The 18,825-nt window shown below is 61.5% G+C and carries 18 protein-coding genes; 14 read left to right on the top strand and 4 right to left on the bottom strand.

Annotated elements, in window-relative coordinates; all coding sequences use genetic code 11:
* The 8 genes from mreB to tldD form a co-directional block, all read left to right on the top strand.
* Positions 1–876, top strand: an 876-nt coding sequence (gene mreB / locus ACIGDJ_RS26010) for a rod shape-determining protein MreB (RefSeq protein WP_397504657.1), incomplete at its 5' end; no start/stop codon positions are given.
* 141 nt (positions 877–1,017) lie between these two features.
* A complete protein-coding gene (gene mreC / locus ACIGDJ_RS26015) occupies positions 1,018–2,121 on the top strand; it encodes a rod shape-determining protein MreC (protein WP_101159231.1) in 1,104 nt (367 codons plus the stop codon).
* A complete protein-coding gene (gene mreD, locus ACIGDJ_RS26020; RefSeq protein ID WP_042608773.1) occupies positions 2,121–2,612 on the top strand; it encodes a rod shape-determining protein MreD in 492 nt (163 codons plus the stop codon). Before mreC ends, mreD begins: the two co-directional genes overlap by 1 nt.
* 37 nt (positions 2,613–2,649) lie before the next feature.
* Entirely contained in the window at positions 2,650–3,246 is a 597-nt protein-coding gene (locus tag ACIGDJ_RS26025; RefSeq protein WP_312995159.1) for a Maf family protein, read from the top strand.
* 58 nt (positions 3,247–3,304) lie between these two features.
* Positions 3,305–4,762 carry a ribonuclease G gene (gene rng / locus ACIGDJ_RS26030; protein ID WP_016771696.1) on the top strand — a complete coding sequence of 486 codons (1,458 nt, stop codon included), beginning with the start codon at positions 3,305–3,307 and terminating at the stop codon, positions 4,760–4,762.
* 75 nt (positions 4,763–4,837) lie between these two features.
* Positions 4,838–8,641 (top strand): YhdP family protein, encoded by a 3,804-nt coding sequence (locus ACIGDJ_RS26035; protein ID WP_397480012.1) that lies wholly within the window; start codon positions 4,838–4,840, stop codon positions 8,639–8,641.
* Between the two features lie 128 nt (positions 8,642–8,769).
* Positions 8,770–9,630 (top strand): carbon-nitrogen hydrolase family protein, encoded by an 861-nt coding sequence (locus tag ACIGDJ_RS26040; RefSeq protein ID WP_397480013.1) that lies wholly within the window; start codon positions 8,770–8,772, stop codon positions 9,628–9,630.
* Positions 9,631–9,634: 4 nt separating this feature from the next.
* Positions 9,635–11,077, top strand: coding sequence for a metalloprotease TldD (gene tldD, locus ACIGDJ_RS26045; RefSeq protein WP_101159235.1), 1,443 nt, complete (start codon positions 9,635–9,637; stop codon positions 11,075–11,077).
* A gap of 51 nt (positions 11,078–11,128) precedes the next feature.
* Here tldD and yjgA read toward each other — a convergent pair whose 3' ends face one another.
* The gene (gene yjgA, locus ACIGDJ_RS26050; protein ID WP_101159236.1) at positions 11,129–11,653 is read right to left on the bottom strand and encodes a ribosome biogenesis factor YjgA; all 525 of its coding nucleotides are present in this window, start codon (positions 11,651–11,653) and stop codon (positions 11,129–11,131) included.
* Positions 11,654–11,755: 102 nt separating this feature from the next.
* Between yjgA and pmbA the strand changes: the two genes are divergently transcribed.
* The 6 genes from pmbA to ACIGDJ_RS26080 all read left to right on the top strand — a co-directional run bounded on the left by pmbA (position 11,756) and on the right by ACIGDJ_RS26080 (position 17,111).
* Positions 11,756–13,108, top strand: a complete 1,353-nt coding sequence (pmbA, locus tag ACIGDJ_RS26055) for a metalloprotease PmbA (RefSeq protein WP_397480014.1) — start codon at positions 11,756–11,758, stop codon at positions 13,106–13,108.
* Positions 13,109–13,342: 234 nt separating this feature from the next.
* Complete coding sequence (locus ACIGDJ_RS26060) at positions 13,343–13,750, top strand: FagA protein (protein ID WP_101159238.1); 408 nt, start codon at positions 13,343–13,345, stop codon at positions 13,748–13,750.
* Entirely contained in the window at positions 13,731–15,107 is a 1,377-nt protein-coding gene (locus ACIGDJ_RS26065; protein WP_101159239.1) for an aspartate ammonia-lyase, read from the top strand. Before ACIGDJ_RS26060 ends, ACIGDJ_RS26065 begins: the two co-directional genes overlap by 20 nt.
* A gap of 27 nt (positions 15,108–15,134) precedes the next feature.
* Positions 15,135–15,575, top strand: coding sequence for a hypothetical protein (locus ACIGDJ_RS26070; protein WP_101159240.1), 441 nt, complete (start codon positions 15,135–15,137; stop codon positions 15,573–15,575).
* Between the two features lies 1 nt (position 15,576).
* Entirely contained in the window at positions 15,577–16,188 is a 612-nt protein-coding gene (locus ACIGDJ_RS26075; protein WP_101159241.1) for a superoxide dismutase, read from the top strand.
* Between the two features lie 29 nt (positions 16,189–16,217).
* Positions 16,218–17,111: a ZIP family metal transporter gene (locus tag ACIGDJ_RS26080; protein ID WP_397480015.1), complete on the top strand. Its 894-nt coding sequence runs from the start codon at positions 16,218–16,220 to the stop codon at positions 17,109–17,111.
* Between the two features lie 96 nt (positions 17,112–17,207).
* On the opposite strand, the gene ACIGDJ_RS26085 is transcribed toward ACIGDJ_RS26080, so the two are convergent.
* Genes ACIGDJ_RS26085 through ptsN form a run of 3 tightly spaced genes read right to left on the bottom strand, consistent with a single transcriptional unit; the run spans position 17,208 to position 18,823 of the window.
* On the bottom strand, positions 17,208–17,483 hold the full coding sequence (locus tag ACIGDJ_RS26085; protein ID WP_101159243.1) for an HPr family phosphocarrier protein: 276 nt from the start codon (positions 17,481–17,483) through the stop codon (positions 17,208–17,210).
* A 15-nt stretch (positions 17,484–17,498) separates the two neighbouring features.
* Positions 17,499–18,356, bottom strand: coding sequence for an RNase adapter RapZ (gene rapZ, locus ACIGDJ_RS26090; protein WP_101159244.1), 858 nt, complete (start codon positions 18,354–18,356; stop codon positions 17,499–17,501).
* Between the two features lie 2 nt (positions 18,357–18,358).
* Complete coding sequence (ptsN, locus tag ACIGDJ_RS26095) at positions 18,359–18,823, bottom strand: PTS IIA-like nitrogen regulatory protein PtsN (RefSeq protein ID WP_130910549.1); 465 nt, start codon at positions 18,821–18,823, stop codon at positions 18,359–18,361.
* Positions 18,824–18,825: the final 2 nt, after the last annotated feature.

Raw genomic sequence — 18,825 nt, forward strand, 5'->3', positions numbered from 1 at the left:
ACCGAGGCCAAGCGCATGCTCGGCCGTACGCCGGGCAACATTGCTGCCATTCGTCCGATGAAGGATGGCGTGATCGCCGATTTCAGCGTCTGCGAAAAGATGCTGCAGTACTTTATCAACAAGGTTCACGAAAACAGTTTCCTGCAGCCCAGCCCACGCGTGCTGATCTGCGTTCCCTGCAAGTCCACCCAGGTTGAGCGTCGTGCCATCCGTGAATCGGCCCTTGGCGCCGGTGCCCGTGAAGTGTTCCTGATCGAAGAGCCGATGGCTGCTGCGATCGGTGCCGGTCTGCCGGTTGAGGAAGCGCGCGGTTCGATGGTCGTGGACATCGGTGGTGGTACCACTGAAATCGCCCTGATCTCCCTGAACGGTGTGGTTTATGCCGAATCCGTACGTGTCGGCGGCGACCGTTTCGACGAAGCGATCATCACCTACGTGCGCCGCAACTACGGCAGCCTGATCGGTGAATCCACCGCAGAGCGCATCAAACAGGAAATCGGTACGGCCTACCCGGGCGGCGAAGTTCGCGAAGTCGATGTTCGCGGCCGCAACCTGGCCGAAGGCGTTCCACGCGCATTCACCCTGAACTCCAACGAAGTGCTCGAAGCTCTGCAAGAGTCGCTGGCAACCATCGTTCAGGCCGTGAAAAGCGCGCTGGAGCAATCGCCGCCGGAACTGGCTTCCGACATCGCCGAGCGTGGTCTGGTGCTGACCGGTGGTGGCGCGCTGCTGCGTGACCTCGACAAGCTGCTGGCGCAAGAGACGGGTCTGCCGGTGATCGTTGCCGAAGACCCGTTGACCTGTGTGGCTCGCGGCGGTGGCCGTGCGCTGGAAATGATGGATAAGCACACCATGGATCTGCTCTCGAGCGAGTAAGTCGCCGATTGCAATACGTGGGTGAGCGCACAGGCAGCACTTTGCAGTGCTGCCTGTTGGCGTTTATCTTCTGTCAGTCTTCATCCAGGCCGGTTTGATGCCGTATGAATAAACAGAACATTTGCCTGGGAGGAGCGGCTTATTAAACCGCTTTTCACCAAAGGCCCTTCGTTGGGCGTGCGCCTGTTGGTGCTGGCCGTGCTCGCGGTCGCGCTGATGGTGGTCGATGCACGTTTCGACCTGCTCAAGCCCGCGCGCAAGCAAGCGTCGCTGGTGCTCATGGACGCCTACTGGATCACTGATCTGCCCGGTCGCTTGTGGGAAGGCGTCGCCAGTCAGTTCGGCAGCCGCACCGAGCTCGTCGCCGAAAACGAAAAACTCAAGACCGAAAACCTGCTGTTGCAGGGACGCATGCAAAAGCTCGCGGCCCTGACCGAGCAGAACGTTCGGCTGCGCGAGTTGCTCAATTCCTCAGCCCTGGTCAACGAAAAGGTCGAAGTCGCCGAGTTGATCGGCATGGATCCCAACCCCTTCACCCATCGCATCATCATCAATAAAGGTGAGCGCGACGGCGTGGTGCTCGGCCAACCGGTGCTCGATGCACGCGGGTTGATGGGGCAGGTGGTTGAATTGATGCCCTACACCTCGCGCGTCCTGCTGCTGACCGACACCACCCACAGCATTCCCGTGCAGGTGAACCGTAACGGTTTGCGCGCGATTGCCAGTGGCACCGGCAACCCGGAACGCCTGGAATTGCGTCATGTCGCCGACACGGCGGACATCAAGGAAGGCGATCTGCTGGTCAGTTCCGGCCTCGGCCAGCGTTTCCCGGCCGGTTATCCGGTGGCGACGGTAAAAGAAGTCATCCACGACTCCGGCCAACCGTTTGCCATTGTTCGCGCCGTGCCGACCGCCGCCCTGAACCGCAGCCGTTACCTGTTGCTGGTGTTCAGCGACAGCCGCACTGCCGAGGAGCGCGCCAATGACGCGGCCCAGGCTCAGGAACTGCTCGATGCCCACGGCGGCGGCCCGATGTTGCCGGCCAGCGTGCCGAAACCGTTGATCATGCCCGCCACGCCTTCGACCGCTACCGCAACGCCGGCCGCCGAAGCTGCAGCGCCTGCCGCCACACCCGCCAGGCCCGCCGCGAGCAAGCCGCCCGCTGCCGCTCCGGCCGCTGCCAAACCACCGGCCGCCAGCAAACCACCGGCGAAACCGCCAGCGACTACCGGGGGACGAGAATAATGGTCGGCGCGAAAAAATCCGCAAACGGCTGGATGATCTGGCTGACGTTCTTCGTCGGCATCCTGCTCAGCGTTTCACCATTGCCAATCTTCATGGAAATCCTTCGCCCGCTGTGGCTGGCCTTGCTCGTGACCTTCTGGGCGCTGTACATGCCGCACACGGTCGGCATGGTCACGGCGTTCTGTCTGGGGTTGGCCGAAGATGTTCTGCAGGGCGACCTGCTCGGGCAGAACGCGCTGATCCTGACCCTGATTACCTTCCTGGTATTGTCGTTGCAGCAGCGTCTGCGCATGTTCCCGATGTGGCAACAGTGCCTGGTGATCCTGGTGATCTTTGGCCTCGCGCAACTGGCGCAACTGTGGCTCAGCGCCTTGACCGGCAACCGCCAGCCAACTTTGGCGCTGGTCTTGCCGGCGCTGGTCAGTGCCTTGCTCTGGCCATGGGTCAGCTTCGCCCTTCGCGGAATGTGCCGACGCTACAGAATCTATTGAGCCGGTGAAGCAGGGCACTGAACAGGGAGATGTTTTGATGAAACTGCTTTACCTCGCCTCCGGCTCACCGCGTCGCCGTGAATTGCTCACGCAGATCGGCGTGCAGTTTTCCGCAATCAGCGCGGATATCGACGAAACCCCGCTTCCTGAAGAATCCCCTTCGGCCTATGTCGAACGCCTGGCGCGTGGCAAGGCTGAGGCCGGTCGCCGCTCGGTCGTCTCTGAGCAGCCGTTCTGCGTGCTCGGCGCCGACACCGCTGTCGTGCTCGACGGCAAAATTCTTGGCAAACCGGTGGACGAAGCCGATGCATGCGCCATGCTGATGATGTTGTCCGGCAACGAACACGAAGTGCTGACCGCCATCGCCGTGCTTGAAGGCGAGCGCTGCGAGTCGCGGGTGGTGCGCAGTCTAGTGCGTTTTCGCCCGATCAGCCTCGAAGAGGCGGCCGTCTACTGGGCCAGTGGCGAACCGCGCGACAAGGCCGGCGGCTATGGCATTCAAGGCCTGGGTGCGGTGTTTGTCGCCGGGCTCGACGGCAGCTATTCGGCGGTGGTCGGCCTGCCGTTGTGCGAAACCTGCGAGGTGTTGGGCCATTTCGGCATACCCTGTTGGCAAAACCTGAACACGCCCTGAGCGTCGTACGAATCCAGATGCGGCCACTATCGTGAACATGCCTGAACGAGATCCTGCCATGAGTGAAGAGATTCTGATCAACATCACGCCGATGGAGTCGCGCGTGGCGGTGGTCGAAAACGGTGTGCTGCAAGAAGTCCACGTCGAGCGCACGCAGAAACGCGGGATCGTCGGCAACATCTATAAAGGCAAGATCGTTCGTGTCCTGCCGGGCATGCAGGCGGCATTTGTCGACATCGGCCTTGATCGCGCGGCGTTCATTCACGCCGCCGAGATTTCCTTGCGCGAAGGCCCGGCGGTGGAAAGCATCAGTTCGCTGGTGCACGAAGGCCAGAGCCTGGTGGTGCAGGTCACCAAAGACCCGATCGGCTCCAAAGGCGCACGCCTGACCACACAACTGTCAATCCCTTCGCGGTATCTGGTGTACATGCCGCGCACTGCCCACGTTGGCATTTCCCTGAAGATCGAAGACGAAGCCGAGCGCGAGCGCCTCAAGCAGGTGGTCAGCGATTGCGTGGCCAAAGAAGGCATCAAGGAAGCCGGCGGTTTCATTCTGCGCACAGCCGCTGAAGGGGCGGGCGCTGATGAAATCCTCATGGACATCCGCTACCTGCGGCGACTCTGGGATCAGATCAACGAACAAATCAAGACCATCGCCGCGCCGAGCGTGATTTACGAAGACCTCGGCCTGGCCCTGCGTACGCTGCGTGATCTGGTCAATCCGAAGATCGAGAAGATCCGCATCGACTCGCGGGAAACTTTCCAGAAAACCACACAGTTCGTCGCCGAACTGATGCCGGAAATCGCTGATCGTCTGGAGCACTACCCAGGCGAACGGCCGATTTTCGATCTGTACGGCGTCGAAGACGAAATCCAGCGCGCGTTGGAGCGCAAGGTGCCGCTGAAGTCCGGCGGTTATCTGGTCATCGATCCGGCGGAAGCCATGACCACCATCGACGTCAACACCGGGGCGTTCGTTGGTCACCGCAATCTCGAAGAAACCATTTTCAAAACCAATCTCGAGGCGGCCACGGCGATTGCCCGGCAGATGCGCCTGCGCAACCTTGGCGGGATCATCATCATCGACTTCATCGACATGGAAGATGAAGAGCACCAGCGTCAAGTCCTGCGCACGCTGGAGAAACAACTGGAGCGCGATCACGCCAAGACCAACATCATCGGCATCACCGAGCTGGGCCTGGTGCAGATGACTCGCAAGCGCACCCGCGAAAGCCTTGAACAGGTGCTGTGCGAACCGTGCAGCAGTTGCCAGGGGCGGGGCAAACTGAAGACCGCTGAAACCATCTGTTACGAGATCTTCCGCGAAATTCTGCGCGAGGCCCGAGCCTATCAGGCCGAGGGTTACCGAGTGCTGGCCAACCAGAAAGTGGTCGACCGTCTACTCGACGAAGAGTCCGGTAACGTCGCCGAGCTTGAAGGCTTCATCGGTCGCACCATACGCTTCCAGGTCGAAACCATGTATTCCCAGGAACAATATGATGTGGTGCTGCTCTGAAGCCCTGCATCACCCTTCATTCAACGCGGCTGGCCTCAGCTTTTCGCAGTATTTTTGCCATGGGAGCCAACTGACATGGAGCGTCTGACACGCATTCTGGCCGCAATCACCCGTTGGGGGCTGGGCCTGTGCGCGTTGGTTCTGGTGTTGATGGCGTTGTACGTCAGCCTCGGCCGCGAGCTGACGCCACTGGTGGCCGAATACCGCGCCGACATCGAAGACAAGGCCAGCGCCGCCCTCGGCATGCCCTTGCAGATCGGTGAGCTTGAGGGTAACTGGAGCGGTTTTGCGCCGATCCTGCTGGCCCATGACGTTATGGTCGGCGATGGCGCCAACGCACTGCGCCTGGATCGTGTTCGGGTCGTCCCGGATCTATGGGCCAGTGTGCTCGCCCGCGAGGTGCGCCTCGCACATATCGAACTCAACGGATTGAAGATCAGCCTCAAGGAAGCCGAAGACGGTACCTGGGCGCTGGAAGGCCTGCCGGTGCAGAAGGATCAACCGTTCGACGCGCCGCAACTGTTCCAGCGCTCGCAGATGATAAAGCAACTGTCGGTGCTCGATAGCCAGGTCACCCTGCAACCGCTTGATCACCCGCCCATGACGCTCACTTATGTCGGCCTCAATCTGCGCACCGGCGCCAGTCGCCAGCGTCTCGATGCGCGTCTGACCCTGCCCGATGGCCAGCCTGTCGCGTTGAGCCTGCGTACCCGGCTGCGACCTGATCAATGGCAGAACAGCAACATCGACGGTTACGCCAGCCTGCCGCAGAGCGACTGGTCGAAATGGCTGCCCGAGCGCCTGACCCAGCAATGGAATTTTTCCGAGATCAAGGCCGGCGGCGAACTCTGGGTCGACTGGGCCGAAGGCGCATTGCAGAGCGCCGCGTTGCGCCTGAATGCACCGCAAGTCACGGGCGCCTACGCCGAGCGCGAGCCGATCCAGATCAACAATCTGGCGCTGAACGCCTACTACCGCAACAGTGCCGAGGGTGCGCGTGTCACCCTTGATTCGCTGGCAATGAGCTTTGGCGAAACCCGCTGGGAATCGCGTGTACAGGTGCAACAAAGCCGGGCCAGCGCCAACGCCGGAGAGCTCTGGCATCTACAGGCCGATCGCCTTGATCTGACGCCGATCACACCGCTGCTCAACGCGCTGGGGCCACTGCCGCAGAGTTTCGCCACGGTGGTTGAGCGTTTGAAGGTCACCGGCGGCCTGCGCAACGTCCTGCTGGATTTCCGGCCGACGGCTACCGATGGCAGTAAATTCGGCTTTGCCGCCAATCTCGATAACGTCGGTTTCGACGCGTATCACGGCGCTCCGGCGGCGCGAAATGTCAGCGGCAGCCTCAGCGGCAATCTCGACGGCGGCGAGTTGCGCCTGGACAGCAAGGATTTTGTCCTGCACCTCGATCCGATCTTCGCCAAGCCGTGGCAATACCTGCAGGCCAATGCGAGGTTGACCTGGAAGCTCGACAAGGACGGTTTCACCCTCATTGCGCCGTACCTGAAAGTGCTGGGCGAGGAGGGCAAGATTGCCGGCGATTTCCTCATTCGCCTGCACTTCGACCACAGCCAGGAAGACTACATGGACCTGCGTGTCGGCCTGGTCGATGGCGACGGTCGCTACACCGCGAAATACCTGCCGGCGGTGTTGAGCCCGGCGCTGGATGAGTGGTTGCGCACCGCGATCCTCAAAGGCGCGGTGGATCAGGGATTCTTCCAGTATCAGGGCTCGCTGAGCAAAAACGCCGGCGAGGCTGACCGCAGCATCAGCCTTTTCTTCAAGGTACATGACGCCGAACTGGCGTTTCAGCCAGGCTGGCCGCATGTGAGCAAAGTCAGTGGTGATGTGTTCATCGAAGACAGCGGCGTGCGTATCTGGGCCAGCAAAGGCCAATTGCTCGATACGCAAGTCAGCGATGTCTTCGTCAATATTCCTCACGTACCGGCCGGGCAGAACAGCCATCTGTTGCTCGATGGCGCGTTTGCCGGTGGCCTGGGCGATGGTTTGAAGATTCTTCAGGACGCGCCGATCGGCACTGGCGAAACGTTTGCCGGTTGGGAGGGCTCGGGTGATCTGAACGGCAAGCTCAAACTGGACATTCCGCTGGGCAAGGGCGAACAGCCGAAAATCCTTGTCGATTTCAAAACGGCCAATGCGCGGCTGAAACTGGCCGAACCCAAGCTGGAACTGAGCCAGCTCAAGGGCGGTTTCCGCTTCGACAGTAACAAGGGCCTCAGCGGCCAGAACATTACTGCGCGAGCCTTCGACAAGCCGGTCACTGCGCAGATCTTCGCTGATGGCAGCCCCAATCAGATCAAGACTCGGGTGGCTGCGTCGGGTCAGGTCGAAGTCAAAAAGCTCACCGACTGGCTGGGCGTCACCCAACCGCTGCCAGTATCGGGGACGATTCCGTATCAGTTGCAACTTAATCTTTCCGGGGCCGACAGCCAGTTGATGGTCAGCTCCAGCCTCAAGGGTGTCGCGGTGGATCTGCCGGCGCCGTTCGGCATGGCCGCCGATGTCGGGCGGGACACCGTGTTCCGCATGACCTTGCAAGGCCAGGAGCGGCGTTACTGGGTCAATTACGATCAACTGGCCAATTTCACCTTTGCCGCGCCTCCGAGCGATTTCGCCGATGGCCGTGGCGAGCTGTTTCTCGGCGCCGGCGAAGCGGTGTTGCCGGGGGCCAAGGGCCTGCGGATTCGCGGGGTGCTGTCTGAACTGGACGTCGCGCCATGGCAGGATCTGGCCAGCAAGTACGCCGGGCAGGATCCGGGCGGCAGCGCCAGGCAATTGCTCAGCAGCGCTGATATCAAAGTCGGCAAGCTGACGGCATTCGGCACCACGCTGGATCAGGCCTCGGTGCAGATCAATCGCAAGCCCGGCGCATGGAGTCTGGCCCTCGACAGCCAGCAAGCCAAGGGCAGCGCCAGCCTGCCGGACGCCAAGGGCGTGCCGATCGCGGTGAATCTTCAGTACGTGAAACTGCCGGCGCCGGACCCGACGGTGCAGGCTGACGAGAACGCGCCGGATCCGCTGGCATCGGTCGATCCGACGAAAATACCGGCGCTGGATATCACCCTCAACCAGTTGTTTCTGGGCCCCGATCTGGTCGGGGGCTGGTCGCTGAAAGTACGGCCGACCGCCAAGGGCATCGCCCTGAATAACCTCGACATGGGGCTCAAGGGAATCCTCCTGCAAGGCAACGGTGGCTGGGAAGGCGCGCCGGGCGCGACCAGCAGTTGGTACAAAGGTCGGGTCGGCGGCAAGAATCTGGCTGACGTGCTCAAAGGTTGGGGCTTCGCGCCGAGCGTGACCAGCGAAGAATTCCACATGGATGTCGACGGCCGTTGGCCGGGCTCGCCGGCGTGGCTGGCGACCAAGCGCTTCTCCGGCACCCTCGATGCGTCGCTGAACAAGGGTCAGTTTGTTGAAGTGGAGGGCGGTGCTCAGGCGCTGCGAGTGTTCGGCCTGCTCAACTTCAACTCGATCGGCCGGCGTCTGCGCCTGGACTTCTCCGACCTGTTCGGCAAAGGCTTGAGCTACGACCGGGTCAAAGGGCTGCTGGTGGCCACCAACGGGGTGTATGTGACCCGTGAGCCGATTCGCCTGACCGGGCCTTCGAGCAACCTTGAGCTGGACGGCACGCTGGATCTGGTGGGTGACAAGGTCGATGCGAAATTGCTGGTGACGCTGCCGGTGACCAACAACCTGCCGATCGCCGCGCTGCTCGTCGGCGCACCGGCGGTCGGCGGCGCGCTGTTCCTCATCGACAAGCTGATCGGTGACCGCGTGGCGCGCTTTGCCAGCGTGAAGTACACCGTCAAAGGCCCATGGAAAGAGCCGAAAATCACCTTCGACAAGCCTTTTTAACTAACAGACACTACTCCTGTAGGAGCTGCCGCAGGCTGCGATCTTTTGATCTGGCTCTTAAAAAAAATCAAAAGATCGCAGCCTGCGGCAGCTCCAGCACAGTCTTATGCAAATCCCGAGGAGCGGCCATGTCTTTAGCAGTGATTCAAATGGTCAGCCAGAGCGACGTGCTGGCCAATCTGGCTCAGGCCCGGCGCCTGCTTGAACAGGCTGCGGCCGGCGGCGCGAAGCTGGCGGTGCTGCCAGAGAACTTCGCTGCGATGGGCCGTCGCGATGTCGCCGACATCGGTCGTGCGGAAGCGTTGGGCGAAGGGCCGATCCTGCCCTGGTTGAAACAGACCGCCCGCGACCTCACCTTATGGATAGTTGCCGGTACATTACCGTTGCCACCGCTGGGTCAACCCACGGCCAAAGCCAATGCCTGCTCGCTGTTGATCAATGAACACGGTGAGATCGTCGCGCGCTATGACAAGCTGCATCTGTTCGATGTCGATGTTGCCGACAATCGCGGCCGGTATCGTGAATCCGATGACTATGCTTATGGCAGTGGCGTGGTGGTGGCGGACACACCGGTGGGGCGCGTTGGTCTGAGCGTGTGTTACGACTTGCGCTTCCCGGAGCTGTACAGTGAATTGCGCGCCGCCGGTGCCGAGTTGATTACCGCACCGTCGGCCTTTACCGCCGTAACCGGCGCCGCGCATTGGGATGTGCTCATCCGTGCACGAGCCATCGAGACACAATGTTATGTGCTGGCGGCGGCGCAGGGCGGCAGCCATCCAGGGCCGCGCGAGACCTTCGGGCATGCGGCGATTGTCGACCCGTGGGGGCGTGTGCTGGCCCAGAAGGATCAAGGCGAGGCGGTGTTGTTGGCCGCCCGCGACAGCGATGAACAGGCGTCCATCCGGGCGCGCATGCCGGTGACGCGTCATCGGCGGTTTTTCTCGCAGGGCGCCCAGCGGCCTGCTTCAGAACACGAATTTAAGGCGTAAACCTATGAGCGAGTTGTTGTCCTCAGTCAGTGATCACCTGTTGGCACCCGGCGGTGTCACGATCGAGAGCCTGCAAGATGTGCTCGGCGATCTGGCCGGGCCGGGCATCGATGCCGCCGACCTGTATTTCCAGGGCCAGATTTCCGAGTCATGGTCGCTGGAAGACGGCATCGTCAAGGAAGGCAGCTTCAACCTCGATCAAGGCGTCGGCGTGCGCGCACAGTCCGGTGAGAAAACCGGTTTTGCCTACAGCAACGCGATCACCCTCGAAGCCCTCGGCGCAGCGGCCCGCGCCGCGCGCTCGATCTCCCGCGCCGGGCAGAATGGCACGGTGCAGGCGTTCAGCACTCAGGATGTCGCGCAACTGTACGCTCCGGACAATCCGCTGGAAGTGCTCAGTCGCGCCGAGAAGGTCGAGCTGCTCAAGCGTATCGACGTGGCTACGCGCGCGCTCGATCCGCGTATCCAGCAGGTCAGCGTGAGCATGGCCGGGGTCTGGGAGCGGATTCTGGTGGCGTCCACTGATGGTGGCCTGGCCGCCGATGTGCGGCCGCTGGTGCGCTTCAACGTCAGCGTCATCGTTGAGCAGAATGGCCGTCGCGAGCGTGGCGGGCATGGCGGTGGTGGGCGTACCGATTACCGCTATTTCCTCGCCGAAGACCGCGCCATGGGCTATGCCCGTGAGGCGCTGCGTCAGGCGCTGGTCAATCTGGAAGCGATTCCGGCACCGGCCGGCACCCTGCCGGTGGTGCTGGGTTCAGGCTGGTCCGGCGTGCTGCTGCACGAGGCGGTCGGTCATGGCCTGGAAGGCGATTTCAACCGCAAGGGCAGTTCTGCCTACAGCGGGCGCATGGGCGAAATGGTTGCCTCGAAACTCTGCACCATCGTCGACGACGGCACCCTGAGCGGCCGTCGCGGTTCGCTGAGCGTCGATGACGAAGGCACACCGACCGAGTGCACCACGCTGATCGAAAACGGCGTGCTCAAGGGTTACATGCAAGACAAGCTCAACGCGCGCCTGATGGGCGTGGCGCGCACCGGTAACGGTCGCCGCGAATCCTATGCGCATCTGCCGATGCCGCGGATGACCAACACCTACATGCTCGGCGGCGAAAGCGATCCGGCGGAAATCATCGCTTCGGTGAAAAAAGGCATCTACTGCGCCAACCTCGGCGGCGGTCAGGTCGATATCACCAGCGGCAAGTTCGTGTTCTCCACCAGCGAGGCGTACTTGATCGAGGACGGCAAGATCACTGCGCCAGTCAAAGGCGCGACGTTGATCGGCAACGGCCCCGAGGCGATGAGCCGGGTGTCGATGGTCGGTAACGATCTGGCGCTGGACAGCGGTGTGGGCACATGCGGCAAGGATGGGCAGTCGGTGCCGGTGGGTGTCGGCCAGCCAACGCTGAAAATCGATGCGATCACCGTGGGTGGCACGGGCGCATAAGAAGAGGGGGGCTGTCGGGTGGCGCGCAGAACGGCCACCCGGTGGCGATTATCAACGCAGGCCGCGTTGAGTCTCGTCCAGCTCCCGAATGTACTTGAAGATCTTGCGGCTCGAAGCAGGCGGTTTGTTTTGCGCAACCTCGTGCTGGGCCTGACGGATCAGGGAACGCAATTGCTGGCGATCGGCGTCGGGGTACTCGATGACGAATTTCTCCAGCACGGCGTCATCGCCCGCGATCAGGCGGTCACGCCAGCGTTCCAGATTATGGAAACGCTCGTTGTACTGGCGAGTGGAGGCATCGAGTTGATCGAGCAAAATCAGAATCGCGTCAGTGTCCTGGTCGCGCATCAGCTTGCCGATGAACTGCAGATGCCGTTTGCGCGCGATGTTCGCGGTGTGCTTGGGCGCATCGGCCAGTGCCCGGCGCAGAGCGTCGGTCAAGGGCAGTTTGGCGACCAGATCAGGCTTGAGTGTGGTCAGGCGCTCGCCGAGGTCAACCAGCGCATGCAACTCGCGTTTGACCTGAGATTTGCTTTTTTCTCCCGTATCGAGGGAGTCGTCGTAAGAATCAACCATGGTGGCAGTCCGCAAAGAAACGCCGCCATGATAACCAGTCGGGGGCCGCTTGTCCGGCCCGGTCGCTCGATGGCCCCAGCCGAAAGCAGAATTTGAGTGGAGATGAGCATGAGTGCAGTTCAAAGCGTCGGCCCGCAGGCATTGCCGGCACTGCAAGAACAGGTCGAGCAGATCATCGCCGAAGCCAAGCGTCAGGGCGCCAGCGCCTGCGAAGTCGCGGTGTCGCTGGAGCAGGGTTTGTCGACGTCGGTGCGCCAGCGTGAAGTCGAAACGGTCGAGTTCAACCGTTATCAGGGCTTTGGCATCACCTTGTACGTCGGCCAGCGCAAGGGCTCGGCCAGCACCTCGGCGACCGGGCCGGAGGCGATTCGTGAAACCGTCGCGGCGGCACTGGCCATCGCCAAACACACTTCCGAGGACGAAGCCTCGGGTCTGGCCGATGCGGCGTTGATGGCCAAGGATGTGCAGGATTTCGACCTGTTCCATGAATGGGACATAACCCCGGAGCAAGCCATCGAGAAAGCCTTGCTCTGCGAGGCAGCGGCGTTTGACGCCGATGCGCGGATCAAGAACGCCGACGGCACCACCCTCAGCACCCATCAGGGCTGCCGCGTGTACGGCAACAGCCACGGCTTCATCGGTGGTTACGCTTCGACCCGGCACAGCCTGAGTTGCGTAATGATCGCCGAAGCCGACGGCCAGATGCAGCGTGATTACTGGTACGACGTCAATCGCCAGGGCAGTCTGCTCGCCGATCCGGTGAGCATCGGCCAGCGTGCCGCGCAACGTGCAGCCAGCCGTCTGGGTGCGCGTCCGGTGCCGACCTGCGAGGTGCCGGTGCTGTTTTCCGCTGAGCTGGCGGGCGGTCTGTTCGGCAGCTTCCTCTCGGCGGTGTCGGGTGGCAGTTTGTATCGCAAATCGTCGTTTCTCGAAGGCACGCTGGGCCAGAAGCTGTTCCCGGAATGGCTGACTATCGATGAGCGTCCGCATCTGATGCGCGCGATGGGCAGTGCATCCTACGACGGTGACGGCCTGGCCACTTACGCGAAACCGTTCGTCGAAAAGGGCGAGTTGGTCTCGTACATCCTCGGCACCTATTCAGGCCGTAAACTGGGCATGCCGAGCACTGCCAACGCGGGTGGCGTGCACAACCTGTTCGTCACCCATGGCGATGAAGACCAGGCGGCGCTGTTGAAACGCATGGGCCGGGGTCTGCTGGTTACCGAGCTGATGGGCCATGGTCTGAACATGGTCACCGGCGACTATTCGCGTGGCGCGGCGGGTTTCTGGATCGAGAATGGCGAGATCCAGTTCGCTGTGCAGGAAGTGACCATCGCCGGCAACATGCGCGACATGTTCAAGCAGATCGTTGCCGTCGGTAATGATCTGGAGCTGCGCAGCAACATTCGCACCGGGTCGGTGTTGATCGAGCGGATGACTGTCGCGGGCAGCTAAGCCCGCAGCCGTTACAAAAAGGCGCGCCATCCACCCGGATGTCGCGCCTTTTTCATGCCGGACAAAAAACCCGCTGTGGGAGCGGGGTTGCTCGCGAATATGGTCTTTCAATCACAACATCTCTGGCTGACACAGCGCATTGGTGAGCAAGCCCGTTTGCCCACAAAGGCAACTCTTGTTTTGGTTCTCATTATCATCTAATAATGAATCTCATCTCCGAACGAGTCCCGGATCATGAGTTCTGCCTTGCACGAGCAGCCCTACCTCGAAAGCTGGCGCTGGATGAGCCGCCAGATCCGTTGCGCGCTGGATCCTGACGAACCGCGCTTGATCGAACATTACCTCGCTGAAGGACGCTATCTGTCCTGTTGCACGGCCACTTCGCCCTGGACCGTCGCCCAAACATCTTTCCGTCTGTTGCTCGATACCGCCACTGATATCGCGTTGCCGTGGCACTGGCGCAGTGTCTGTCTCGATCAAGCCTGGCGCCCATTGCGTGAGATGGAGCGCCTGGCGCTGTGCCAATGCCGCTTGCGGCGCTGGCAACGCTACACCTGGCAGCTCGCCGCTTGCGAGTTGCAACCGTCGATTCCTCTCATTGATTTGCTGCAAGGACACTCCAATGACCAAGACACGTATTGAGCGCGACAGCATGGGCGAACTGCAGGTGCCGATCGACGCGCTCTATGGCGCGCAGACCCAGCGCGCCGTTGACAACTTCCCGATCAGCGGCAAACCGATGCCGACGCAATTCATCCGCGCGCTGATCCTCGCCAAAGCCGCCGCTGCCCGGGCCAACGTTGAGCTGAACCAGATCAGCGCGGCACAGGGCAAAGCCATCAGCGATGCCGCGCAAGGTCTGCTCGAAGGCGATTTCATGCAGCATTTCCCGGTGGATATTTTCCAGACCGGGTCCGGCACCAGCTCGAACATGAACGCCAACGAAGTCATCGCCACGCTGGCCAGCCGCATGCTCGGCGAGTCGGTCAACGCCAACGATCACGTCAACTGCGGGCAAAGCAGCAACGACATCATTCCGACCACCATCCACGTCAGCGCCGCGCTGGCGCTGCATGAACAACTGCTGCCGGCGCTATTGCATCTGGTACAGGTCATCGAGCGCAAGGCCGGTCAGGTGCATCATCATGTGAAGACCGGGCGCACCCATCTGATGGACGCGATGCCGGTGCGCATGAGCCAGGTGCTCAACGGCTGGGCGCAGCAGCTCAAGGCCAATATCGGGCATCTGCAGGATCTGCTGCCAAGCCTGCAAGCGCTGGCGCAGGGAGGCACCGCAGTCGGCACCGGGATCAATGCGCATCCGGAATTCGCCGCGCGATTCAGTCGGCACCTGAGCCAACTGACTGACGTTCAGTTCACCCCCGGCAAGGATCTGTTCGCGCTGATCGGCTCGCAGGACACCGCCGTCGCCGTCTCCGGCCAACTCAAGGCCACCGCCGTGTCGCTGATGAAAATCGCTAACGACCTGCGCTGGATGAACTCCGGGCCGCTGGCCGGTCTTGGCGAGATTGAACTGCAAGCGCTGCAACCGGGTTCGTCGATCATGCCCGGCAAGGTCAACCCGGTGATCCCGGAAGCCACCGCGATGGTCGCCGCGCAAGTGATCGGCAACGACTCGGTGATCACCGTCGCCGGGCAATCCGGCAATTTCGAACTGAACGTGATGCTGCCGATCATCGCGCAGAACCTGCTGAGCAGCATCGAGCTGCTGGCCAACGCCAGTCGCCTTTTAGGTGACAAGGCAGTCGCTACTTTCAAGGTCAACGAATCGCGTTTGCAAGAAGCACTGGCGCGCAATCCGATTCTGGTCACCGCGCTCAACCCCATCATCGGTTACCAGAAAGCCGCCGAAATCGCCAAGCAGGCCTACAAGGAAGGCCGTGCGGTGATCGACGTCGCGCTGGAACACACCGATCTGTCACGCAGCCAACTGCAAGAGCTGCTCAATCCCGAGAAACTCACCGCTGGCGGCGTGTAAACCCCGCAACCGTTTTGGAGGCTCACCATGGAGCACTGGAAACGCACGATCGAACGGGCCAATCGCTGCTTCATGCTGGGCGAATTGATCGACGCCCGCGAGGCTTACCTGCAAGCCCTGGCGCTGGCGCAAGTGTTGTTCGAGCGCTGGGCGGACGCCGACGAAGCGGTGGCGGCGTGTGTCGTCTCTCATCACAACCTCGCCGACCTGCATCTGCGCCTGAACCAACCGGAGGAGAGCGCCGAATATCTTTGCGCCATCCACCAGCGACTGTTGCAGACCATGCAGGACGAACGCTTGCGTCCAGCCCTGCGTGAAGCGGCGTTGCGCCAGAGCAGTAAGACCTATGTCGAGCTGTTGAATTTCATCAGCGAGCACGGCGAGTACCCACGCACCCAGCGTCTGCTGCGCCCGGATACCGGCATTGCCCGCCGCGCCACAGTCACCCATCAGCATGGAGTCCATTGAAATGGCTTTTACCTTGCCTGCCTTGCCTTACGCCTACGATGCTCTCGAGCCGCACATCGATGCGCAGACCATGGAGATCCATTACACCAAGCATCACCAGACCTACATCAACAACCTCAACGCTGCCGTGCAAGGCACAGAATTCGCCGAGTGGCCGGTGGAAAAACTCGTCGCCAGCGTTCAGCAACTGCCGGAAAACCTTCGCGCGGCGGTGATCAATCAGGGCGGCGGCCATGCCAATCACTCGCTGTTCTGGGAAGTGATGGTGCCCAACGGTGGCGGCAAGCCTGACGGCGAGCTGGCCAGGGCCATCGACGAACAACTGGGCGGACTCGAGCGTTTCAAGGAAGCGTTCACCAAGGCCGCGCTGACCCGGTTCGGCAGCGGCTGGGCCTGGCTCAGCGTGACTGCGCAGAAAAAGCTCATCGTGGAAAGCAGCGGCAACCAGGACAGCCCGTTGATGCACGGCAACACACCAATCCTTGGCCTCGACGTCTGGGAGCACGCCTACTACCTGCGCTACCAGAACCGTCGCCCGGAATACATCAACGCGTTCTATAACGTGATCAACTGGCCGGAAGTCGCTGCGCGCTATCAAGCCGCACTGGTCTAAGCCTGCAATAAAAACGATCAGGGCCGAATATGGGCACGGAAACACTGGCGATTGGCAGCGGGCGCATGTTTCGTTACGCGGCGGGTTCGCTGTTGCTGTTGGCGGGAATGAGTTTGCTGGTTGCCCACGGTTTGCACTGGCTGAATCTGGTACCACGGCTGTTGCGGGCGCTGCAGGGCGGTGCCATCTGCGCCTTGGGCACGGCGCTGGGCGCGGTGCCGGTGCTGGTGATCCGCCGCATGCCGCAAGCACTCAGCGACACCTTGCTGGGATTTGGTGCCGGAGTGATGCTGGCGGCGACGGCATTTTCGTTGATCGTGCCGGGCATTGCGGCAGCTGAGAGTCTTGGCCTGACGCCGTGGGCTGCCAGTAGTCTGATCTGCTTCGGCATCCTGTTTGGCGCGTTCGGCCTGTATCTGGTGGATCGCAGGGTGTCCGGTGCCTCGCCGGAGATGCTCGTCGGCACGCCGGAACATCCGGTGATTCCACCACGAATCTGGCTGTTCGTTTTCGCCATCATTGCGCACAACATACCGGAAGGCATGGCGGTTGGCGTGTCTGCAGGTGGCGGGATGGCGGATGCCGACAGCCTGGCGATGGGCATCGCCTTGCAGGATGTGCCGGAGGGTCTGGTGATTGCGCTGGTGCTGGCCGGCGCAGGAATGTCACGGGTCAGAGCGTTTCTGATCGGCGCGGCGTCGGGGGTGGTGGAACCGGTGTTTGCGCTGTTATGTGCGTGGCTGGTGAGTCTGGCCCAGGTGTTGTTGCCTTTGGGATTGGCGCTGGCTGCGGGGGCAATGTTGCTGGTGGTGACTCACGAGGTGATTCCCGAGTCGCGTAGGCATGGCCATGACAAGCTGGCCAGTCTTGGCTTGTTGATCGGGTTTTGTCTGATGATGGCGATGGACACGGCGCTGGGTTAAGAAGGTCAAAAGATCGCAGCCTTCGGCAGCGCCTGCATCTGGAATGTGCCTCCCTGCAGGCGCTGCCGCAGGCTGCGATTTTTTGATGTTCGGCGGTCAGCCGCCTTCGTCGAAGTAGTTGTTGATCAGCTCCACCAAGGCGTCCATGGCCTCTTCAGCCTGTGCGCCTTCGGTGCTCAAGTGGATTTTGGTGCCTTTGCCCGCTGCAAGCATCATCATTGCCATGATGCTTTTACCGTCCACTGTGGTCTCGGGCGTGCGACCCACTCTTATCGTCGTCTCGGGAAACTTGCCGGCCACGCCGACAAATTTGGCCGATGCCCGGGCGTGCAGACCCAGCTTGTTGATGATTTCGATTTCACGAGCAGGCATCGCGATGTGAGTCCTTTAGGTGAGGTCGCGGTGGCGAACCTGGACGTTCTTGAGGGTTTTCTGCAGGGCCTGGCCCAGGCGTTCGGTCAGGTAGACGGAGCGGTGGTGTCCGCCGGTGCAGCCAATGGCAATGGTGACGTAGGCGCGATTGCTGGCGGCGAAACGTGGCAGCCACTTGTTCAGGTAAGCGAAGATGTCCTGATACATTTCTTCGACATCCGGCTGCTGCGCCAGGTACTCGGCCACCGGTGCATCGAGGCCGGATTGCGCGCGCAGCTCCGGTTTCCAGTACGGATTGGGCAGGCAACGCACATCGAACACCAGGTCGGCGTCGACCGGCATGCCACGTTTGAAGCCGAACGATTCAACCAGAAACGCAGTGCCGGGCTCCGGCTGATTCAACAGCCGTAACTTGAGGGTGTCGCGCAGTTGATACAGATTCAGGCTGGTGGTGTTGATTTTCAGGTCGGCCAGATCGGCGATCGGGCCGAGCAGGGCGGTTTCATCGTGGATGGCTTCGGCCAGTGAGCGATTGGCATTGCTGAGCGGGTGACGACGACGGGTCTCGGAAAAACGCTTGAGCAGGGTTTCTTCGTCGGCGTCCAGATACAGCACATCGCACTTGATATGCTTGGCGCGGACGTCTTCGAGCAGTTCGGGGAAGCGTGACAGATGGCTCGGCAGGTTGCGCGCATCGATCGACACGGCCACCAGCGGCTGCGCCAGCTCGGTATGGATCAACGCCCGCTCGGCCAGTTCCGGCAGCAAACCGGCCGGCAGGTTGTCGATGCAGTAGTAGCCGTTGTCCTCAAGGACGTTCAGGGCGGTACTTTTACCCGATCCCGAACGGCCACTGACGATGATCAAACGCATGATTAGTGCCCGTTCTGCTCGTCCAGTACAACCTGGTACAAGGCTTCGTTGCTCGCGGCGCTGCGCAGCTTTTCGCGCACTTCCTTGCGATCAAGCATGCTCGCGATCTGGCGCAACAACTCCAGATGCGCGTCGGTCGCGGCCTCCGGGACCAGCAGCACGAACAGCAGGTCAACCGGGGCGCCGTCGATGGCGTCGAAATCGATTGGAGCTTCAAGGTGCAGCAGCGCACTGACTGGCGCCGTGCAGCCCTTGAGGCGGCAGTGGGGAATGGCGATGCCGTTACCAAAACCGGTGGAGCCGAGTTTTTCACGGGCGATCAACGCCTCGAAAACATCCTGCATCGCCAGATCCGGCACTTCGCGGTGGATCAGGTTGGCAATGTGTTCGAGGGCTTTTTTCTTGCTGCCGCCCGGCGCGTTCACCTGGGAACGGCCGGGGGTCAGGATGGTTTCAAGTCGGATCATGG

This window comes from Pseudomonas sp. NPDC079367 (assembly GCF_044542195.1).
Taxonomy (GTDB): Bacteria; Pseudomonadota; Gammaproteobacteria; order Pseudomonadales; family Pseudomonadaceae; genus Aquipseudomonas.